The 20762-nt window shown below is 55.2% G+C and carries 17 protein-coding genes and 1 pseudogene; 11 read left to right on the forward strand and 7 right to left on the reverse strand.

Going from position 1 to position 20762, the window contains the following annotated elements:
* Positions 1–29: 29 nt before the first annotated feature.
* From dtd to F8561_RS02310, 5 genes are all read right to left on the reverse strand, one after another.
* The gene (dtd, locus tag F8561_RS02290) at positions 30–467 is read right to left on the reverse strand and encodes a D-aminoacyl-tRNA deacylase (RefSeq protein ID WP_014172236.1); all 438 of its coding nucleotides are present in this window, start codon (positions 465–467) and stop codon (positions 30–32) included.
* Complete coding sequence (locus F8561_RS02295; protein WP_014172237.1) at positions 464–1345, reverse strand: virulence factor BrkB family protein; 882 nt, start codon at positions 1343–1345, stop codon at positions 464–466. The genes dtd and F8561_RS02295 overlap by 4 nt, the downstream gene beginning before the upstream one ends.
* Positions 1339–1938, reverse strand: a complete 600-nt coding sequence (gene yihX / locus F8561_RS02300) for a glucose-1-phosphatase (protein WP_014172238.1) — start codon at positions 1936–1938, stop codon at positions 1339–1341. The genes F8561_RS02295 and yihX overlap by 7 nt, the downstream gene beginning before the upstream one ends.
* Before the next feature lie 122 nt (positions 1939–2060).
* Entirely contained in the window at positions 2061–2861 is an 801-nt protein-coding gene (locus F8561_RS02305; protein WP_020883978.1) for a DeoR/GlpR family DNA-binding transcription regulator, read from the reverse strand.
* 34 nt (positions 2862–2895) lie between these two features.
* The gene (locus tag F8561_RS02310) at positions 2896–3792 is read right to left on the reverse strand and encodes a sugar kinase (protein ID WP_151887101.1); all 897 of its coding nucleotides are present in this window, start codon (positions 3790–3792) and stop codon (positions 2896–2898) included.
* Positions 3793–3947: 155 nt separating this feature from the next.
* Here F8561_RS02310 and yihU point away from each other — a divergent pair, with 155 nt between their 5' ends.
* From yihU to ompL, 7 genes and pseudogenes are all read left to right on the forward strand, one after another.
* Positions 3948–4838 (forward strand): sulfolactaldehyde 3-reductase, encoded by an 891-nt coding sequence (yihU, locus tag F8561_RS02315; protein ID WP_032680060.1) that lies wholly within the window; start codon positions 3948–3950, stop codon positions 4836–4838.
* A gap of 17 nt (positions 4839–4855) precedes the next feature.
* The gene (gene yihT / locus F8561_RS02320; RefSeq protein WP_151887102.1) at positions 4856–5731 is read left to right on the forward strand and encodes a sulfofructosephosphate aldolase; all 876 of its coding nucleotides are present in this window, start codon (positions 4856–4858) and stop codon (positions 5729–5731) included.
* A gap of 14 nt (positions 5732–5745) precedes the next feature.
* On the forward strand, positions 5746–6987 hold the full coding sequence (yihS, locus tag F8561_RS02325; protein WP_151887103.1) for a sulfoquinovose isomerase: 1242 nt from the start codon (positions 5746–5748) through the stop codon (positions 6985–6987).
* 16 nt (positions 6988–7003) lie between these two features.
* Positions 7004–9028 carry an alpha-glucosidase gene (locus F8561_RS02330; protein WP_151887104.1) on the forward strand — a complete coding sequence of 675 codons (2025 nt, stop codon included), beginning with the start codon at positions 7004–7006 and terminating at the stop codon, positions 9026–9028.
* Positions 9029–9073: 45 nt separating this feature from the next.
* A pseudogene (locus F8561_RS02335) lies at positions 9074–10456 on the forward strand (MFS transporter).
* A gap of 43 nt (positions 10457–10499) precedes the next feature.
* On the forward strand, positions 10500–11924 hold the full coding sequence (locus tag F8561_RS02340; protein WP_151887105.1) for an MFS transporter: 1425 nt from the start codon (positions 10500–10502) through the stop codon (positions 11922–11924).
* A 74-nt stretch (positions 11925–11998) separates the two neighbouring features.
* A complete protein-coding gene (gene ompL / locus F8561_RS02345; protein WP_025202732.1) occupies positions 11999–12685 on the forward strand; it encodes a porin OmpL in 687 nt (228 codons plus the stop codon).
* Positions 12686–12768: 83 nt separating this feature from the next.
* Here the strand turns inward: ompL and typA are convergent, their stop codons facing one another.
* Positions 12769–14592: a ribosome-dependent GTPase TypA gene (gene typA / locus F8561_RS02350; protein WP_014172248.1), complete on the reverse strand. Its 1824-nt coding sequence runs from the start codon at positions 14590–14592 to the stop codon at positions 12769–12771.
* Between the two features lie 387 nt (positions 14593–14979).
* On the opposite strand from typA, the gene glnA reads away from it, so the two are divergent.
* From glnA to F8561_RS02370, 4 genes are all read left to right on the forward strand, one after another.
* A complete protein-coding gene (glnA, locus tag F8561_RS02355) occupies positions 14980–16389 on the forward strand; it encodes a glutamate--ammonia ligase (protein WP_014172249.1) in 1410 nt (469 codons plus the stop codon).
* A 185-nt stretch (positions 16390–16574) separates the two neighbouring features.
* Positions 16575–17624 (forward strand): nitrogen regulation protein NR(II), encoded by a 1050-nt coding sequence (glnL, locus tag F8561_RS02360; protein ID WP_014172250.1) that lies wholly within the window; start codon positions 16575–16577, stop codon positions 17622–17624.
* An 11-nt stretch (positions 17625–17635) separates the two neighbouring features.
* Positions 17636–19048 carry a nitrogen regulation protein NR(I) gene (gene glnG, locus F8561_RS02365; RefSeq protein WP_020883985.1) on the forward strand — a complete coding sequence of 471 codons (1413 nt, stop codon included), beginning with the start codon at positions 17636–17638 and terminating at the stop codon, positions 19046–19048.
* A gap of 110 nt (positions 19049–19158) precedes the next feature.
* Positions 19159–19269, forward strand: a complete 111-nt coding sequence (locus tag F8561_RS02370) for a YshB family small membrane protein (protein WP_032670298.1) — start codon at positions 19159–19161, stop codon at positions 19267–19269.
* 64 nt (positions 19270–19333) lie between these two features.
* Here F8561_RS02370 and hemN read toward each other — a convergent pair whose 3' ends face one another.
* Positions 19334–20707, reverse strand: coding sequence for an oxygen-independent coproporphyrinogen III oxidase (gene hemN, locus F8561_RS02375; protein WP_032680057.1), 1374 nt, complete (start codon positions 20705–20707; stop codon positions 19334–19336).
* Positions 20708–20762 lie beyond the last annotated feature (55 nt).

Consider the following 20762-nt stretch of genomic DNA (forward strand, 5'->3'; position numbering starts at 1 on the left):
TGTTACCCGCGGCCACGCCGCCAGTTGGCTCATACCTGGAGCCAGAATGTGACGGGGCCATCGTTCACCAGCGATACCTGCATATCTGCAGCGAATCGTCCGGTTTGCGTATTCATGTCCTGTTGACGACAACGCGCCACAAAGTACTCGTAAAGGGCTTCTGCACGATCCGGTGCGGCACCTTTAGAGAAACCCGGGCGCATGCCGCGCTCGGTATCGGCCGCCAGCGTAAACTGGGAGACCACCAGCACGCTGCCACCCGCCTGCTGAACGTTCAGGTTCATCTTACCATCCGCATCGCTGAAAATGCGGTAGCCCAGCACGCGCTCGCATAAGCGGTTGGCTTTCTGTTCGTCATCATCCTTTTCGACACCTAACAACACTAAAAGTCCTGGGCCAATTTCACCCGTCACCTCTCCCTCCACGGTGACGCTGGCACGGGTTACGCGCTGTATCAATGCAATCATGGTTGGTCTGCTTCTTGTTGTTTTTCAGCTTCTGCTGCTTTTTTAAGTTCGCGGTATACGCCGAGAGTGACAGTTATTTCGGCACCAAGCAAGACGATACACCAGGTCCAGTAGACCCAGACAAATAAAATGGGGATCACCGCCAGCACGCCGTAAATCAGCTGATAAGACGGGAACATGGTGATGTAAAGGGCAAACCCTTTTTTGCCCAGTTCAAAGAGCAATGCCGCGACCAGCGCGCCCACGACCGCATCGCGGTTAGGCACGCGCGTGGTCGGTACCACGCTGTACAGCAGCCAGAAAGAGAGCCACGATAAAATCAGCGGGAAGATACGCAACAGGTTATCGATAACGCCGTTGAGATCGCTGGCCCAGCGCAGCGAAAGCAGATACGAACTGATAGCCAGACTCGCACCGGCCAGCAAGGGCCCCAGCGTTAAGATCATCCAGTACACCGCAAAGGAATAAACCTTGGGCCGCGCCTTTTTACTCCGCCAGATGGCATTCAGCGCGTTATCTATGGCGTACATCAATAACAACGCCGTGACGATCAGGCCACACGCCCCGACCGCCGTCATTTTGCTGGAGTTAGCGACAAACTGTTCAATGTAGTTCTGTATGACGTCCCCGGTGGCGGGAATAAAATTCGCAAAGACAAAGTGGCGAAGCTGCAGGCTGACATCTGCAAACATCGGAAAAGCGGAAAATAGCGCAAAAATGACGGCCACCAGCGGCACAAGCGAGAGCAGTGACACGTAGGCGAGGTTACCCGCCAGCGTGGTCATGTTGTCCTCATCAATGCGATGCCAGAGCAGTTTCAGCCACGCCCTGAGCGGACGAGTATGATGCGTGGCTTTTTGATGAACGGTTTTTAGCATAACTGCTTCGCAAAATAGTTTGGTATCGTCTCCTTTCCGGTCACCAGAATTGACGTGATACCCAACTGGTTAGCTCCCTCTATATTATCGGCATTGTCGTCGAAAAAGACCGCATCGGCCGCGGTAAATCCTTCCGCCTGCAGAACCGCCTGATAGATACGCGCTTCGGGTTTACGCATCCCCATCTCCTGGGAGAGGTAGATTTTATCGGCCGCCGCCTGCACCTCAGGATACTCGTCAGGCCAGAACGTGGTATGCAGACGGTTAGTATTCGACAGCACCACAACCCGATGCCCCTGCTCGCGGAGTTTATGCATAATGGCGATCACGTCCGGGCGGATCGCGACGAACACTGCCTGCCAGCCATGGGAAAACTGCTCGTAACTTAACGGCACATCCATTTCATGACACAGACGTTCAGCAAATTCTTCATCGCTAATTTCGCCGCGCTCGTGCTGATGGAAGGTCTCGCCCATTGCGAAACTCTGCTTTAACGTCGCCAGCGGGACACGGCTAAAGTCGCTCCATGCGCCCAGCACCCGATTAAAATCGATATCGACGATTACATTTCCTAAGTCAAAGATATAAAGCATTTTTTATCTCCTGCTCGCCGTGGAAAAGTAACTGTAGCGGGAAAGATAAGGTTTGGCTATGCGCCAGATTCAGCTTACAGAAAGGAAAGGCCCGAGCCTGGATATCGGGCCATTAAGAAGGGTTAGCCTGCCTGCTGTTCGTCGCCTGAATTCACCTCAACGACTTCTACCTTGCTGGATTTGAGATGATTTTGCAGCGCAGATCCCGGTAGCTCATCGGTGAAGAGCGCGGTTGCCTGCGACACGTTACCAATTTCAACGGCAGCAGAGGCGTGGTATTTCGTATGATCGGCCGCCAGTAAAATATGTCGCGCGTGGGCCATCATGGTTTTCACCACGCTGGCTTCATTAACGTCAAACTCCATCATCGCGCCGTCGTGTTCAATTGCTCCGACGCTGGTCACCAGGTAATCGGCACGGAAGCCTGACACGAACGCCGTCGCCGCAGGCCCGATAATGCCTCCGTTATGCGGACGCAGCGTACCGCCTGGCACCATCACTTCAAAGCGCGGGTTCTTATACAGAATATGCGCCACCCGCAGGCTGTTGGTGATGATGCGCAGATGATTATGGTTGAGCAGCGCCCGGGCAACGTGCTCCACCGTCGTCCCGATAGTAATGAAGATGGTTGAACCATCAGGAATGTAGTCGGCAATCGCTTCGGCAATGGCCCGCTTCTCTTCGGTCAAGGAGACTTCACGTTGCTCAAATGCGGTGTTCACCACGCTGGATGCCCTGCCCGCGCCGCCATGATGACGCGTGATCAGCCCCTGCTCACTCAGCTTGCGGATATCCCGGCGCACGGTTTGCGTTGAGACGTCCAGCAGTTGCGCCAGTTCATCAATGTTCATATAGCCGCGGTCAGCAATCAACGTAAGCAGTTGATCGTGCCGCGGGTTGCCGGTCAGTTCGGTAAGGCTCATGGGCTGTCCTCTGAAAACCATCACGCCCCGCATTTTATACAAAAAGTGACAAAAAAGAGCGGGTTTGATCACAGTCAGGTATACCCGCCCGTCCGCCGGGCCGGGTACATTTCAGTGCCGCAACCGCACTCGCGAAACGTACCGCGTCTGTTGCATCCCCCTGCTGCGCCAGACTCACCGCCAGCGCGCCGTGAAAGACATCCCCTGCACCTGTGGTATCCACCACGTCGACCGCAAATCCCGGCTGATGACGAAGCGCGCCCTGCTCCAGCCAGTAACACCCTTCACGCCCTTGCGTGACGTAGACATGTCCATTTGTGAGCGTTTGTGCTTTTCTCAGTGCGTTTTCCGTATCGTCCAGCTGGCTTAAACGCCGCAGACCCGGCGCGGAGAAGGCCGCATGATCGCTTAAGGCGACCAGCTCAGCAATATCCTGCGGGGTGACATCGGCATCAAGCAGCGTACTGACGCCCTGCTGGCGGGCAAAGGTGAACGCCTGCTTAGCCCCTTCGTGCCAGCGCACGTCGGCTAATACGATATCCCATTGCGAAAAATCGATATCCTGCAGCCATGCCGCCGTAGCCGGGAGATCGGGGCTGGGGTAGTTAGCAATAACTCGCTCCCCGTGGCCATCCACCAGCACGGCCGATTGCGATGAACGGGCTCCTTTCACCATCCGCGTATAGCGCGTGTTTACCCCCAGGGACTCCAGCTCCGCGAGCAGTCTTCTGCCGGTATCGTCATCACCCACCCGGCCAATAAAGTCCACCTCAGCCCCCAGTTTCGCTGCCGCCACCGCCGCAGTCGCCGCAGGACCGCCGCCCACCTCCGTATAGTCTTTTGCGACATATTTGCCACCTTCTTTCGGTAAATCATCGAGATACCAGATGCGATCCAGCACGGTAATGCCGACACAAACGATGCGAGTCATGGTGATTCCTTCTGCGTTTTCTGATGCTCTCATTTTAATTTCACGAAATGTTTAAAAAGTGACCCCTGTCAATTTTTTGACTATAAATTACAAATACGATCAAAAACAGACAACACAAACGCTCAATAATTGACACGATGTGACAGGAGAGAAGCATGTCAGCAATTGCCTTTATCGGGTTAGGACAGATGGGTGCGCCCATGGCAACGAATCTGCTTAAACAGGGCCACCAGCTTCACGTTTTTGATGTAAACCCGCAGGCGATACAGGCCCTGGTGGCGCGTGGAGCCCTGGCTGCAGCCACGCCTGCACAGGCAGTAAAGGAGGCCGAATTTGTCATCACCATGCTGCCAAACGGAGACCTGGTTCGCACAGTATTGTTTGGTGAGCAGGGCGTCTGCGAAGGCTTATCCCGCGAAGCGCTGGTCATTGATATGTCCACCATTCACCCACTACAGACCGATGCCCTGATCCGCGACATGGCTGAACGTGGTTTCAGCATGATGGATGTGCCTGTCGGACGCACATCGGACCATGCCGTCGCCGGAACATTACTCCTTCTGGCTGGCGGCACCGCGCAGCAGGTTGAACGTGCCACGCCGGTGTTGATGGCGATGGGCAATGAACTGATAAACGCAGGTGGGCCAGGCATGGGCATCCGCGTGAAGCTTATTAACAACTACATGAGCATTGCCCTGAACGCGCTGTCCGCTGAAGCCGCCGTGCTGTGTGAAGCCCTCGGCCTCTCTTTCGATGTGGCGCTCAGCGTTATGAGCGGTACGCCAGCAGGCAAAGGCCACTTCACCACCTCATGGCCTAACAAGGTGCTCAAAGGCGATCTTACACCGGCCTTTATGATCGACCTCGCGCATAAAGATCTGGGGATCGCGCTGGACGTGGCAAACCAGCTCCACGTCCCGATGCCGCTGGGCGCGGCCTCCCGTGAAGTCTACAACCAGGCGCGGGCCGCCGGACGCGGGCGCGAAGACTGGACAGCCATTCTTGAACAAGTTCGCGCATCCGCCGGGCTGAAAAAAACACACTGATACGAAAGGACTGAGGAATGACGATGTACACCCTGAAAGATATCACCCGACCTTCCGGCGGTTTTGCGATGCTGGCCGTTGATCAGCGCGAAGCGATGCGCCTGATGTTTGCTGCGGCGGGCGCACCGGTGCCGGTCACCGATCAGCATCTCACCGACTTTAAGGTCAACGCGGCCAAAATTCTGTCGCCGTATGCCTCCGCCATTCTTGTCGATCAGCAGTTTTGCTACCAGCAGATCGTAGAGCAACAGGCCGTTGCCAAAAACTGCGCGATGATTGTGGCAGCAGACGAATTTATTCCGGGGAACGGGATCCCCGTTGACAGCGTCGTCATCGATAAAAACGTTGATGCCCAGGCGGTCAGGCGCGATGGCGGCAAAGCGCTGAAGCTACTGGTGCTGTGGCGTAGCGACGAAGATCCGCAGCAGCGTCTGGAGATGGTGAAGGCGTTCAATCAGCTGTGCCATAACAATGGACTGCTCAGCATTATTGAGCCGGTAGTCCGCCCGCCGCGTCGCGGCGCGACGTTTAATCGTGAACAGGCCATTATCGACGCGGCAAAAGAGCTGGGAGACAGCGGAGCTGATCTCTACAAAGTGGAGATGCCTCTGTTCGGCAAAGGCTCTCAGCAGGAATTGCTGACTGCCTCGCAAAAACTGAACGAGAACATCGCCATGCCGTGGGTGATCCTCTCATCCGGCGTGGACGATAAGTTGTTCCCAAGGGCGGTGAGTGTTGCGATGCAGGCGGGTGCATCCGGCTTTTTAGCCGGCCGCGCCGTCTGGTCATCAGTGATTGGCCTGCCGGACACGGAACTGATGCTCCGTGATATTTCTGTGCCGAAACTGCAGCGTTTGGGTGAGATCGTCGACGAAATGATGGCTCGCCGTTAAGAAAGGACCCGAACATGAAATGGTTTAACACCCTGAGCCATAACCGCTGGCTTGAACAAGAGACTGACCGCATTCTCGATTTCGGTAAAAACGCCGCCGTGCCGACCGGCTTTGGCTGGCTGGGCAATAACGGTCAGGTGCGCAGCGATATGGGCACGCATCTGTGGATCACCGCCCGTATGCTGCACGTTTATGCCGTGGCGGCAAACATGGGGCGTCCCGGCGCATATGCCCTGGTGGAGCATGGCATCAACGCCCTGAATGGTCCGCTGCGTGACCCGCAATATGGCGGCTGGTACGCCTGTATTAACGATGAAGGCGTTATGGATGCCTCCAAGCAGGGCTATCAGCACTTCTTTGTTTTGCTGGGCGCGGCCAGCGCCGTCACCACCGGCCATCCACAGGCTCGCAAGTTACTGGACGATGCCATCGAGGTGATTGAGCGTTATTTCTGGAGCGAACAGGAACAGATGTGCCTGGAATCCTGGGATGAGGCCTTCAGCAAAACCGAAGAGTACCGTGGCGGCAACGCCAATATGCACGCTGTCGAAGCCTTCCTGATTGTGTATGACGTGACGCATGACCGTAAATGGCTCGACCGCGCCCTGCGCATTGCTTCGGTGATCATTCACGACGTGGCACGCAAGGGCGAGTACCGGGTTAATGAGCATTTCGATACGCAATGGAACCCCATCCGCGATTACAACATTGATAACCCCGCTCACCGTTTTCGCGCCTACGGCGGTACGCCAGGCCACTGGATCGAGTGGAGCCGCCTGATGCTGCACCTGCGCGCTGCGCTGGAAGCGCGTTTTGAAACACCACCCGCATGGCTGCTGGAAGATGCAAAAGGCTTGTTCCACGCCACAATCCGCGACGCCTGGGCACCCGATGGTGCCGACGGTTTTGTCTATTCCGTTGGCTGGGATGGTAAGCCCATCGTTCGCGAGCGCGTGCGCTGGCCGATTGTCGAAGCGATGGGAACGGCCTATGCGCTCTATACCGTCACCGGCGAGGCGCAGTACGAAGCCTGGTATCAGAAATGGTGGGATTACTGCATCAAATACCTGATCGACTACGAGAACGGTTCATGGTGGCAGGAGCTGGATATCCATAACGAAGTGACCACCAAAGTCTGGGACGGCAAGCAGGATATTTATCATCTGCTGCATTGCCTGGTGATCCCTCGCTTACCGCTGGCGCCAGGGTTAGCCCCGGCCGTTGCCGCCGGATTACTGGATAGCCAGGCCAAATAATAAAAACGGAGATCTTATGCGTACCCTACACAATATTATTCTTAAAAGCAGTGAACATGGTTTCACCCTGAGCTGGCAGGATCGTCTGATTCTGTCCCACACCGCCGACACCCCGTGCCTGTGGATCGGCGCAGGTGAAGCCGATATCGAGATGTTTCGCGGCAACTTCAGCATCAAAGACAAACTCAACGAAAAAATTGCCCTGACCGAGGCCACCGTCGCGCCGCAAAATGCGGGTTGGGCGATTCGCTTTACCCGGGGTGACGCCGTCAGCGCCACGCTACTGGTGGGTGTGGATGCCGAAGGACGCCTGGAGCTGAAACTCAAAAATGATGCCACCTGCCATAACCGCATCTGGCTGCGGCTGGCGGCCCAGCCCGAGGATCATATCTATGGTTGCGGAGAGCAGTTCTCCTACTTCGACCTGCGCGGCAAGCCGTTCCCGTTGTGGACCAGTGAGCAGGGCGTGGGCCGTAATAAGCAGACCTACGTCACCTGGCAGGCAGACTGCAAAGAGAACGCGGGCGGCGATTACTACTGGACCTTCTTCCCGCAACCCACCTTTGTGAGTACCCAGAAGTACTACTGCCACGTGGATAACAGCTGTTATATGAATTTCGACTTCAGCGCGCCGGCGTTCCACGAGCTGGCCTTCTGGGAAGATAACGCCACGCTGCGCTTCGAATGTGCGCAAACGTATGTCGATCTGCTGGAAAAACTGACCGGGTTACTGGGCCGTCAGCCCGAACTGCCGGACTGGGTTTACGACGGGGTAACGCTGGGCGTTCAGGGCGGCACCGACGTGTGCCAGCAAAAGCTCGACACCATGCGCAACGGCGGTGTGAAGGTGAACGGTATCTGGGCGCAGGACTGGTCCGGCATCCGGATGACCTCCTTTGGCAAACGCGTGATGTGGAACTGGAAGTGGAACAGCGATCTGTATCCGCAGTTGGATACACGTATCCCGCAGTGGAAGCAGGAGGGCGTGCAGTTCCTCTCCTATATCAACCCTTACGTGGCCAGCGACAGAGACCTCTGTGAAGAGGCGGCGAAACGCGGTTATCTGACCAAAAACGCCGACGGTCAGGACTATCACGTCGAGTTCGGCGAGTTCTACGCGGGCGTTATCGACCTGACGAATTCGGAAGCCTACGACTGGTACAAAGAGGTCATCAAAAAGAACCTGATAGCGCTGGGCTGTGGCGGCTGGATGGCTGATTTTGGTGAATATTTGCCGACTGATACCTTCCTGCACAACGGCGTGAGCGCGGAAATCATGCATAACGCCTGGCCTGCGCTATGGGCGAAATGTAACTACGAGGCGCTGGAAGAGACCGGCAAGCTCGGCGAGATCCTGTTCTTTATGCGCGCGGGTTATACCGGCAGCCAGAAACACTCGGTGATGATGTGGGCCGGCGATCAGAACGTCGACTGGAGCCTGGACGACGGTCTGGCGTCAGTGGTTCCTGCGGCACTCTCACTGGCAATGACCGGGCACGGGCTGCATCACAGCGACATCGGCGGTTATACCACGCTGTTTGAGATGAAACGCAGCAAAGAGCTGCTGCTGCGCTGGTGCGACTTCAGCGCCTTCACACCGATGATGCGTACCCACGAGGGCAACCGCCCTGGCGATAACTGGCAGTTTGATGGCGACGGCGAAACCATCGCCCACTTTGCGCGTATGACGACCGTCTTCACTACCCTGAAGCCCTACATCAAAGCCGCCGTTGCGCAGAACGCGAAAAGCGGCCTGCCGGTGATGCGTCCGCTGTTCCTGCATTACGAAAACGATGCGCGCAGCTACACGCTGAAATACCAGTATCTGTTTGGCCGCGATCTGCTGGTGGCACCGGTCCATGAAGAAGGCCGTCGTGACTGGACGCTCTATTTGCCTGAGGACACCTGGGTGAATGCCTGGACGGGTGAAACGCATGAGGGCGGTGACATCACCGTTGACGCTCCGCTCGGCAAACCGCCGGTGTTTTATCGCCAGCAAAGCGAATGGGCAGACCTGTTTAGCACCTTACGTCATATCTGATAAGGCTCGCCCGCGGGGAAACCTGCGGGCAGATGGAGAACAATAATGCGTCAACACGCTTCCGATCCGGCAACGCTACGCCTGCCGTTTAAAGAGAAACTCGCCTACGGGATGGGCGATCTCGGCTCTAACATCCTTCTGGATATCGGCACGTTGTATCTGCTGAAGTTCTACACCGACGTTCTTGGCCTGCCTGGTACCTACGGCGGGATCATCTTCCTGATTGCCAAGTTCTTCACCGCCTTCACCGATATGGGCACGGGTATCATGCTCGATTCCCGACGCAAGATCGGTCCTAAGGGCAAATTCCGCCCGTTCGTGCTGTATGCGGCGTTCCCGGTGACGTTACTGGCCATCGCAAACTTTGTCGGCACGCCGTTTGAAATCACCGGCAAAACGGTGATGGCGACCGTGCTGTTCATGCTTTACGGCCTGTTCTTCAGCATGATGAACTGCTCCTACGGTGCGATGGTGCCGGCCATTACCAAAAACCCGGACGAGCGCGCTTCGCTGGCCGCCTAGCGTCAGGGCGGCGCCACGCTTGGCCTGCTGCTCTGTACCGTCGGGTTTGTGCCGGTAATGAACCTGATTGAAGGCAATGACCAGCTTGGGTATATCTTTGCCGCGACCCTCTTTTCGCTGTTCGGGCTGTTCTTTATGTGGTGGTGCTATAAGGGCGTGACCGAGCGTTACGTTGAAATGCAGCCCGCCAATCCAGCCCAGAAGCCCGGCCTGCTGCAGTCGTTTCGCGCCATCGCCGGTAACCGACCGCTGTTTATTCTCTGCATCGCCAACCTGTGCACGCTGGGGGCCTTTAACGTCAAGCTCGCCATTCAGGTTTACTACACGCAGTACGTGCTGAACGACCCTATTCTGTTGTCCTACATGGGCTTTTTCAGCATGGGCTGCATTTTTATCGGCGTCTTTATGATGCCCGGCGCGGTGCGTCGCTTCGGCAAGAAAAAGGTCTATATCAGCGGGCTGCTGATTTGGGTGGCAGGCGACCTGCTCAACTACTTCTTTGGCGGTGGTTCGGTGAGCTTTGTGGCGTTCTCCTGTCTGGCCTTCTTCGGCTCAGCCTTCGTGAACAGCCTCAACTGGGCGCTGGTGTCCGATACCGTGGAGTACGGCGAGTGGCGCACCGGCGTGCGATCCGAAGGGACGGTCTATACCGGCTTTACCTTCTTCCGCAAGGTCTCACAGGCGCTGGCCGGCTTCTTCCCCGGCATCATGCTCACGCAAATCGGCTATGTGCCAAACGTGGTGCAATCCGCCGGAACGGTTGAAGGGCTGCGGCAGCTGATATTTATCTACCCCAGTCTGCTGGCCGTCATCACCATCGTGGCGATGGGCTGTTTCTACAACCTCAACGAGAAGATGTATGTGCGCATCGTGGAAGAAATTGAACTGCGCAAACGTACAGCATAACTGACTTGAGAGAGCGCCCTGCGGGGCGCTGTGAGGATCGACCATGACACACAAGAGTGATCCGTTAACCCTGAAACTGAGCCTGCGCGAAAAGTGCGCCTACGGGATGGGCGATTTTGGCTCTAACCTGATGCTCTGTATTGGCACGCTGTATCTGCTGAAGTTTTATACTGATGAACTGGGCATGCCCGCTTTTTATGGCGGCATTATTTTCCTGGTGGCGAAGTTCTTTACCGCGTTCACCGACATGCTGACCGGTGTGTTGCTGGATTCGCGGCGTAACATCGGTGCCAGAGGCAAATTCAGGCCGTTTATTCTTTATGCCTCGGTGCCGGTTGCCCTGGTGGCCACGGCGCAGTTTGTGGCCACCGATTTTAGCCTGACGGTGAAAACCGCTATCGCCACCCTGCTCTTCATGATGTTTGGCCTCTGTTATAGCCTGATGAACTGCTCTTACGGCGCGATGGTTCCCGCCATCACTAAAAATCCGAACGAGCGGGCGCAGCTTGCGGCCTGGCGTCAGGGCGGCGCAACGGTTGGGTTATTGCTCTGCACCGTGGGGTTTATGCCAATCCAGGCGCTGTTTGTCAGCCAGCCCTCTCTCGGCTATCTGGTGGCCGCACTGGTGTTCGTCACCGGCGGTCTGTTCTGCATGTGGTGGTGCTACAGCGGTGTGAAAGAGCGCTATGTGGAGGTCACGCCCGATCATCATAAGCCTGGCATCCTGAAATCCTTCTGTGCCATTTTCCGCAACCCGCCGTTGCTGGTGTTGTGTATCGCCAACCTTTGCACCCTCGCCGCGTTTAATATCAAACTGGCGATTCAGGTCTATTACACCCAGTACGTGCTAAACGATCTGCATCTGCTGTCGTGGATGGGTTTTTTCAGTATGGGCTGCATTCTGGTTGGCGTGTTTCTGGTGCCGGGCGCGGTTAAGCGCTTCGGCAAGAAGCCGGTCTACCTTGGCGGGCTGACGCTGTGGGCCGTGGGCGACGTGATGAACTTCCTCTGGGGAACCAGCTCCCTGCTCTTTGTGCTCTTTTCCTGCATGGCCTTTTTCGGTACGGCATTCGTAAACAGCCTCAACTGGGCGCTGGTGCCCGATACCGTTGATTATGGCGAGTGGAAAACAGGCATTCGCGCCGAAGGGTCGGTTTATACCGGTTATACCTTCTCACGCAAAATCTCCGCCGCCCTCGCCGGTTTCCTGCCGGGCATTATGTTGACGCAGATTGGCTACATTCCACACGCCGTGCAGAGTACGGGCACGCTACTGGGGCTCCGTCAGCTAATTTTTCTCTGGCCGTGCGGCCTGGCGATCGTTGCCGCGATAACCATGGGACTCTTTTATAAACTCAACGAAGCACGCTTCGCCTTTATTATTGAGGAGATTGGAAAACGGAAAAAACAACCCGCAAAACCCCCTGAGTTAACCACCAACAATAAAGCGTCAGCAGTCACTTTATAACAATAAATCCGGCCCTGATTCCCTTCCTGTGTAACAGGAGGGGGGCCTTTCTGTACCTCATACATGGACTGATTATGAAAAGAATCGTTACTGCACTGGTTGTGTCGTCTGTGTCCTGCTCGGCAGTTGCCGGCGCCTATGTCGAAACGCGCGAAGCCTATAATACGGCCTCTGAACTGCACGAAGTGATCCTGCGTGCCGGCTATAACTTCGATAAGGGCGCGGGGCTGATGTTCACTAACGCCTATAACGTGGGCAAATGGGACGAGCTTAAGCACAGCTATAACGAAATTGAAGGGTGGTATCCGCTTTTTAGACCGACCGATAAACTCACCTTTCAGCCTGGCGGTTTACTGAATGACAGCAGCGCCGGGTCCGGAGGCGCTATCTATCTGGATACCAATTATAAATTTCTCGACTGGTTTAATCTGACCTTCCGCTATCGCTATAACCACAACAATTACGATACGCCGGACTACAACGGCCAGATGGATAAAAACGACACTCACGAATTCGCTAACTACTGGAATTTCAAGGTCACGGATGCGTTTTTCTATACCTTTGAACCGCATTTTTTCCAGCGCGTGAACGATTACCACAGCAAAAATGGCAAAGACCATCACTGGGAAATCACCCACAAATTTAGCTATAAAATCGATAAAAACTGGCTGCCCTATCTCGAGCTTCAGTGGCTGGACAGATGGAATGATTACAACCGCGAGCAGTACCGTATCCGCCTGGGGTTAAGGTATTCGTTCTGATAATAAAAAAAGCCGCTGATCGCTCAGCGGCTTTTTACGTGCCGGGTGGCGCATGCGCTTACCCGGCCTACGGATTGACCGTATTACTCTTCTTTCGCACCGCGCATTGCACGTTTACGATCGTTCTCGGTCAGGTGACGTTTACGGATACGGATAGACAGTGGGGTCACTTCTACCAGTTCGTCGTCATCGATGAACTCCAGAGCTTGCTCCAGGGTCATCTTGATCGGTGGAACCAGAACCGTTGCTTCGTCAGTACCGGACGCACGCATGTTGGTCAGTTTCTTACCGGTCAGGCAGTTTACAGTCAGGTCGTTAGAACGACTGTGAATACCGATGATCTGGCCTTCATAAACTTCAGCACCGTGACCCAGGAACAGCTTACCGCGATCCTGCAGACCGAACAGCGCAAACGCAACCGCTTTACCCTGACCGTTGGAGATCAGAACGCCGTTGTTACGCTGACCAACTTCACCCGGACGCACGTCGTCGTAGTGGCTGAAGGTGGAGTACAGCAGACCGGTACCGGACGTCATGGTCATGAACTCTGAACGGAAACCGATCAGACCACGGCTTGGGATCACGTAGTCGAGACGTACGCGGCCTTTGCCATCTGGATTCATGTTTTTCAGGTCGCCTTTACGCTCACCCAGAGCCTGCATAACAGAACCCTGATGCTGCTCTTCAACGTCCAGCGTTACGTTCTCGAACGGCTCTTGTTTACGGCCATCGATTTCGCGGAAGATAACTTTCGGACGGGAAACCGCCATTTCGAAACCTTCACGACGCATGTTTTCGATCAGAACAGACAGGTGCAGCTCACCACGACCAGAAACGCGGAATGCGTCAGCATCCTGAGTTTCTTCAACGCGCAGCGCAACGTTGTGCACCAGCTCTTTGTTCAGGCGGTCAAGGATCTGACGAGAGGTAACGAATTTACCTTCTTTGCCACAGAACGGAGAGGTGTTGACGTTGAAGAACATGGTTACCGTTGGTTCATCAACAGACAGGGCTGGCAGCGCTTCCACATTCTGCGGATCGCAGATGGTGTCAGAGATGTTCAGCTCGCCCAGACCGGTAATCGCGATGATGTCGCCCGCTTCAGCCAGTTCGCTGTCGATACGCTCCAGACCCAGGTGAGTCAGCACTTTGCCCACTTTACCGTTACGGGTTTTGCCTTCGCTATCGATGATAGTAACCTGCTGGTTCGGCTTCACTTTACCGCGTTTGATGCGGCCGATACCGATAACGCCAACGTAGTTGTTGTAGTCCAGCTGGGAGATCTGCATCTGCAGCGGACCATCAAGATCAACATCCGGAGCCGGTACGTGATCGACAATCGCCTGATACAGCGGAGTCATGTCTTCCGCCATATTTTCGTGATCCAGACCCGCGATACCATTCAGCGCCGAAGCGTAAATGATAGGGAAGTCCAGCTGCTCGTCGGTCGCGTCGAGGTTAACGAACAGGTCGAACACCTGATCAACAACCCAGTCAGGACGCGCGCCCGGACGGTCAACCTTGTTGATAACAACAATAGGTTTCAGGCCATGGGCAAATGCTTTTTTGGTCACGAAGCGCGTTTGCGGCATTGGGCCGTCAAATGCGTCAACTACCAGCAGCACGGAATCCACCATGGACATCACGCGCTCAACTTCACCACCGAAGTCGGCGTGCCCTGGGGTATCAACGATGTTGATACGGTAGTCATTCCATTTGATAGCGGTGTTTTTCGCGAGGATAGTAATCCCACGCTCTTTCTCCAAATCGTTGGAGTCCATCACACGCTCTTGAGTTTCGGCACGAGCATCAAACGTACCGGACTGCTGCAGCAGCTTATCAACCAGGGTGGTTTTACCATGGTCGACGTGCGCGATGATGGCGATGTTACGCAAATTTTCGATCACAACTTTGCCTCAGGCATTAGAAATAGCGCGTTATTGTACACGGATTAATCGCACTACAAAACAGGATCACAAACATCCCCCGCAAACAAGTATTGCAGAGATGCTTTGTGATCGCTTTCACGGAGCGTAAAAAGGGCACTTTAACGAAAATTGCACCAATATGGTGCTCAGTGTTCACACTGAAGCACTATACTGGTGCAACATAACCATTGTGGTGCAGCACTTTTGCACTATGGTGCGCATGATAACGCCTTTTTGGGGTGTTTTAAAAGTTGGCACAGATTTCGCTTTATAAAAATACGGCAAAAAAATGGCACACAGCCAGCCCAAGACAGAAATTGAAGACCTCGTTACCACGACGACAATGACCAATCTGGAGAGTTAAGTATGTCCGCTGAACACGTTTTGACGATGCTGAACGAACATGAAGTGAAGTTTGTTGATCTGCGCTTCACCGATACCAAAGGTAAAGAACAGCACGTCACTATTCCTGCTCATCAGGTAAACGCCGAATTCTTTGAAGAAGGCAAAATGTTTGACGGCTCCTCCATTGGCGGCTGGAAAGGTATCAACGAATCTGACATGGTTCTGATGCCTGACGCTTCCACTGCGGTCATTGATCCGTTCTTCGAAGAACCAACCCTGATCATCCGTTGCGACATCCTCGAGCCAGGCACACTGCAGGGCTACGACCGCGACCCACGCTCCATCGCGAAACGCGCTGAAGAGTACCTGCGTTCAACCGGTATCGCAGACACCGTACTGTTCGGGCCAGAGCCAGAATTCTTCCTGTTTGATGACATCCGTTTCGGTGCCTCTATTTCTGGCTCCCACGTTGCCATCGACGATATCGAAGGTGCATGGAACTCCTCCACCAAATACGAAGGTGGTAACAAAGGTCACCGTCCTGGCGTTAAAGGCGGTTACTTCCCGGTTCCTCCGGTCGACTCCGCTCAGGACATCCGTTCCACCATGTGTCTGGTGATGGAAGAGATGGGCCTGGTGGTTGAAGCTCACCACCACGAAGTGGCGACTGCGGGTCAGAACGAAGTGGCAACCCGCTTCAACACCATGACCAAAAAAGCAGACGAAATTCAGATCTACAAATACGTTGTGCACAACGTTGCGCACCGTTTCGGTAAAACCGCGACCTTCATGCCAAAACCAATGTTTGGCGATAACGGTTCCGGTATGCACTGCCACATGTCTCTGTCCAAGAACGGAACCAACCTGTTCTCTGGTGACAAATATGCCGGTCTGTCTGAGCAGGCTCTGTATTACATTGGCGGCGTAATCAAACACGCTAAAGCGATCAACGCCCTGGCGAACCCAACCACTAACTCCTACAAGCGTCTGGTCCCAGGCTACGAAGCACCGGTAATGCTGGCGTACTCTGCGCGTAACCGTTCTGCTTCTATCCGTATCCCGGTGGTGGCGTCTCCTAAAGCGCGTCGTATCGAAGTTCGCTTCCCGGATCCAGCTGCTAACCCATACCTGTGCTTCGCAGCACTGCTGATGGCGGGTCTGGACGGTATCAAGAACAAGATCCACCCAGGCGAAGCTATGGACAAAAACCTGTACGACCTGCCGCCAGAAGAAGCGAAAGAGATCCCACAGGTTGCAGGCTCTCTGGAAGAAGCCCTGCAGGCGCTGGACGCAGACCGCGAGTTCCTGACTGCGGGTGGCGTGTTCACTGACGACGCTATCGATGCTTACATCGCCCTGCGTACTGAAGAGAACGACCGTGTGCGTATGACGCCACACCCGGTTGAGTTCGAACTGTACTACAGCGTTTAAGTTTCAATGAGTTTCGCGCGCCCTTTTACGCGCGATCTCACAAGCTTTTATTTGTTGCCGTGGAAACTTTCAGCCCATCTCCGGATGGGCTTTTTTCTCCACCAACAAACTGATCTCACGCGCTTTTTACGACGAAAAAGCTATACTGCACTAAATTAGTGCAACCAACTCCAGGAGACTGCTGAATGGCAACTGGCACGCTGCCCGATGCTGGGCAGATCCTCAATTCTTTGATTAACAGTATTTTGCTGGTCGACGACGAGCTGGCCGTACATTACGCCAACCCGGCGGCGCAGCAGCTGCTCGCCCAGAGTTCACGCAAACTGTTTGGCACCCCGCTTCCGGAATTATTGAGTTATTTCTCGCTGAATATTGGCCTGATGCAGGAAAGTCTGCAGGCCGGTCAGGGCTTTACCGATAACGAAGTCACGCTGGTGATCGACGGGCGCTCACATATTTTATCGCTTACCGCACAACGGCTTCCTGAAGGGCTGATCCTGCTTGAAATGGCGCCGATGGATAATCAGCGCCGCCTGAGCCAGGAACAACTTCAGCATGCCCAGCAAATTGCCGCCCGTGACCTGGTGCGAGGCCTGGCGCATGAAATCAAGAACCCGCTGGGTGGCTTACGCGGTGCGGCACAACTCCTGACCAAAGCGCTGCCCGACCCTGCGCTGGCGGAGTACACCAACGTCATCATTGAGCAGGCAGACCGCCTGCGTAACCTGGTTGACCGTCTGCTCGGGCCACAACAGCCCGGCATGCATGTCTCAGAAAGTATTCATAAAGTGGCTGAGCGGGTTGTGAAACTCGTCTCGATGGAGCTGCCGGAGAACGTCACGCTGGTCCGTGACTACGACCCAAGCCTGCCGGAACTGGCGCACGACCCGGATCAGATTGAGCAGGTCTTGCTGAATATTGTGCGTAATGCCCTGCAGGCGCTGGGGCCGGAAGGGGGCGAAATTATTTTGCGCACCCGCACCGCGTTCCAGCTCACACTGCACGGCGTGCGCTATCGTCTGGCTGCCCGCATCGACGTTGAGGACAACGGGCCGGGTATTCCGTCGCATCTTCAGGACACCCTGTTCTACCCGATGGTCAGCGGTCGCGAAGGCGGTACCGGCCTGGGGTTATCCATTGCCCGTAGTTTGATCGATCAACACTCTGGAAAAATTGAATTTACCAGTTGGCCGGGACATACCGAGTTTTCGGTTTTCCTGCCGATTAAAAAATAAAGGTGACGTTTATGCAACGAGGGATAGTCTGGGTAGTCGATGACGATAGCTCCATCCGTTGGGTGCTTGAACGCGCGCTCACAGGGGCAGGATTAAGCTGCACGACGTTTGAGAGCGGCAGCGAAGTGCTCGACGCACTCACCACCAAAACGCCGGATGTGCTGCTTTCGGATATTCGCATGCCGGGAATGGACGGACTGGCGCTTTTAAAGCAGATCAAACAACGCCATCCTATGCTTCCGGTCATCATAATGACGGCGCATTCCGACCTGGACGCCGCGGTGAGCGCCTATCAGCAAGGGGCGTTCGATTACCTGCCCAAACCGTTTGATATCGACGAAGCGGTCGCCCTGGTTGAGCGCGCGATCAGCCACTACCAGGAGCAGCAGCAACCTCGTCACACGCCTGACTTCGGGCCCACGACGGACATCATTGGCGAAGCGCCAGCCATGCAGGATGTGTTTCGTATCATTGGCCGTCTGTCACGCTCGTCCATCAGCGTACTGATTAACGGTGAATCGGGAACCGGTAAAGAGCTGGTAGCGCATGCCTTACATCGCCACAGCCCGCGGGCAAAAGCACCGTTTATCGCCCTGAATATGGCCGCCATCCCGAAGGATTTAATTGAATCTGAACTGTTTGGCCATGAGAAAGGGGCTTTTACCGGCGCAAATACCATTCGCCAGGGTCGCTTCGAGCAGGCTGACGGTGGAACACTCTTCCTGGATGAAATCGGCGATATGCCGCTGGATGTCCAGACCCGTTTGCTGCGCGTGTTGGCCGACGGACAGTTTTATCGCGTAGGTGGCTATGCGCCGGTGAAGGTCGATGTACGCATTATTGCCGCGACGCACCAGAATCTGGAGCAGCGCGTCCAGGAAGGTAAATTCCGTGAGGATTTATTCCATCGCCTGAACGTGATCCGCGTTCATTTGCCACCGCTACGTGAACGCCGTGAAGATATTCCCCGCCTGGCGCGTCATTTTCTGCAGGTCGCTGCCCGTGAGCTGGGCGTGGAAGCCAAGCAGTTGCACCCGGAAACCGATGCCGCCCTCACCCGTCTGGCGTGGCCGGGCAACGTGCGTCAGCTGGAAAACACCTGTCGCTGGTTGACCGTAATGGCCGCCGGACAGGAAGTCCTGATTCAGGATTTACCGGCTGAACTGTTTGAAGCGACTGCGCCAGAAAGCAGCACCGGACATGCATTGCCGGACAGCTGGGCGACACTGCTGGCGCAGTGGGCCGATCGCGCGCTGCGTTCCGGTCATCAAAACTTACTGTCTGAAGCCCAGCCCGAGATGGAGCGCACGCTGTTGACCACCGCACTCCGCCATACACAGGGCCATAAGCAGGAAGCGGCACGCCTGCTGGGATGGGGACGTAATACCCTGACGCGTAAGCTGAAAGAGCTGGGCATGGAGTGATCTTTACCCTTGTGTAAAGGTTATTAATTGAGCGCAAATTGCTGCTATTTTGCGCTTTACTGTATCAATGATTTTTGTATGATCGTGCCCGGAAAGTGAGGGTGATCATCATGCTGGAAACATTAGTGAATATGCTCTCAAGTGGAGCAGCTGAAAGCCACACGCCACAAACAGCCGTTGCTGCTGTGCTGTGCGCGGCGCTGGTTGGGCTGTTTAGCTAGAGAGTCGCTAACAAAAAAGCCGGGTAGCGGCTTCGCCTTACCCGGCCAAATATGTTGGCACGTCTTAAATGACGCGTGAGAACTGCTGCAGACGCGCTTTCTGACGCAGATAGGCGTCGAAGCACATGCAGATATTACGAATCAACAGGCGCCCTTTGGGTGTCACGTCAATTGCACGTTCTGAAACATCCACCAGCCCATCTTTTGCCAGAGGCGCTAACAGCTTCAGGTCATCAGCAAAGTAATCGCTGAAATGCAGTTCCCACTGCGTTTCCACCTCGCTGAAATCAAGACGGAAGTTACAGATGAGCGCCTTAATCACATCACGACGGATGCAGTCATCGCGCGTTAACGCGATACCGCGCCACAGCGCGTTGCCCGCGTCATCTACCTGCTGATAGTAAAGCTTCAGCTCTTTCTGGTTCTGCGCGTAGCAGTCACCGATCATGCTGATGGCGGAGACGCCCATCCCCAGCAAATCGGTGTCGCCCTGGGTGGTGTAGCCCTGGAAATTTCGGTGCAGTACGCCTTCGCGCTGGGCAATAGCCAGCTCGTCATCCGGACGAGCAAAGTGATCCATCCCGATGAACTGATAACCGGCTTCGGTCAGCGAGGCGATGGTTTCCTGCAGAATATCCAGCTTCTGTTGGGCAGAAGGCAGGTCGGCATCTTTGATTTTGCGCTGAGCGGCAAACAGCGTCGGCAGATGCGCATAGTTAAAGACGCTCAGGCGGTCCGGGTTGAGTTCGGCCACGCGTTTCAGCGTGAAGGCGAAGCTCTCCGGCGTTTGCTTAGGCAGGCCGTAAATCAGGTCGATATTGGTCGACGTAAAGCCGATATCGCGGGCGTGGTTGAGTAAGGCAAAGATAAACTCTTCATCCTGCTCACGGTTCACCAGCCGCTGCACCTCTTTGTTGAAGTCCTGCACGCCCATGCTCAGGCGATTGAAACCTTCAGCGCGTAAATGATCCAGTACATCCAGCTCAATTTCGCGCGGATCGACCTCGATCGAGATTTCAGCATCGTCGTTAAAACGGAAGTTGTTGCGCAGGAGCGTCATTAAACGGCTGATCTGCGCTTTATTCAGATACGTTGGCGTCCCCCCACCCCAGTGAAGCTGGCTGACGTGACGGCCGGCAAACAGCGGGGCACGGTGCAGAATTTCCTGCTCCAGCGCATCCAGATACTGATCGGCTTTATGTTGCTGACGGGTAACGATTTTATTGCAGCCGCAGAAGTAGCAGAGCTTGTGGCAGAACGGAATATGGACATAGAGCGACAGCGGTCGCTCGGGGTAGCGCGCGACAGCCTGCTGAAACGCCGCCTCGCCGAAACTATCGGAGAACTCCAGCGCGGTGGGGTATGACGTATAACGCGGCCCGGAATAGTTATATTTCTGGATTAGGGCCAAATCCCAGTCGATAGTTGGTACAGACATGCTCACTCCTTCCGTTGGTGTCGCGTTCGCATACGGCGGCCCGTTCTGGTCCCAT

It is taken from the genome of Enterobacter sp. 198 (genome assembly GCF_009025585.1).
Lineage (GTDB): Bacteria > Pseudomonadota > Gammaproteobacteria > Enterobacterales > Enterobacteriaceae > Enterobacter > Enterobacter ludwigii.

Bases quoted from the DNA above. Each gene is read 5' to 3' on its own strand.
- dtd (WP_014172236.1), bottom strand. From the start codon at position 467: ATGATTGCATTGATACAGCGCGTAACCCGTGCCAGCGTCACCGTGGAG.
- F8561_RS02295 (WP_014172237.1), bottom strand. From the start codon at position 1,345: ATGCTAAAAACCGTTCATCAAAAAGCCACGCATCATACTCGTCCGCTC.
- yihX (WP_014172238.1), bottom strand. From the start codon at position 1,938: ATGCTTTATATCTTTGACTTAGGAAATGTAATCGTCGATATCGATTTT.
- F8561_RS02305 (WP_020883978.1), bottom strand. From the start codon at position 2,861: ATGAGCCTTACCGAACTGACCGGCAACCCGCGGCACGATCAACTGCTT.
- F8561_RS02310 (WP_151887101.1), bottom strand. From the start codon at position 3,792: ATGACTCGCATCGTTTGTGTCGGCATTACCGTGCTGGATCGCATCTGG.
- yihU (WP_032680060.1), top strand. From the start codon at position 3,948: ATGTCAGCAATTGCCTTTATCGGGTTAGGACAGATGGGTGCGCCCATG.
- yihT (WP_151887102.1), top strand. From the start codon at position 4,856: ATGACGATGTACACCCTGAAAGATATCACCCGACCTTCCGGCGGTTTT.
- yihS (WP_151887103.1), top strand. From the start codon at position 5,746: ATGAAATGGTTTAACACCCTGAGCCATAACCGCTGGCTTGAACAAGAG.
- F8561_RS02330 (WP_151887104.1), top strand. From the start codon at position 7,004: ATGCGTACCCTACACAATATTATTCTTAAAAGCAGTGAACATGGTTTC.
- F8561_RS02340 (WP_151887105.1), top strand. From the start codon at position 10,500: ATGACACACAAGAGTGATCCGTTAACCCTGAAACTGAGCCTGCGCGAA.
- ompL (WP_025202732.1), top strand. From the start codon at position 11,999: ATGAAAAGAATCGTTACTGCACTGGTTGTGTCGTCTGTGTCCTGCTCG.
- glnA (WP_014172249.1), top strand. From the start codon at position 14,980: ATGTCCGCTGAACACGTTTTGACGATGCTGAACGAACATGAAGTGAAG.
- glnL (WP_014172250.1), top strand. From the start codon at position 16,575: ATGGCAACTGGCACGCTGCCCGATGCTGGGCAGATCCTCAATTCTTTG.
- glnG (WP_020883985.1), top strand. From the start codon at position 17,636: ATGCAACGAGGGATAGTCTGGGTAGTCGATGACGATAGCTCCATCCGT.
- F8561_RS02370 (WP_032670298.1), top strand. From the start codon at position 19,159: ATGCTGGAAACATTAGTGAATATGCTCTCAAGTGGAGCAGCTGAAAGC.
- hemN (WP_032680057.1), bottom strand. From the start codon at position 20,707: ATGTCTGTACCAACTATCGACTGGGATTTGGCCCTAATCCAGAAATAT.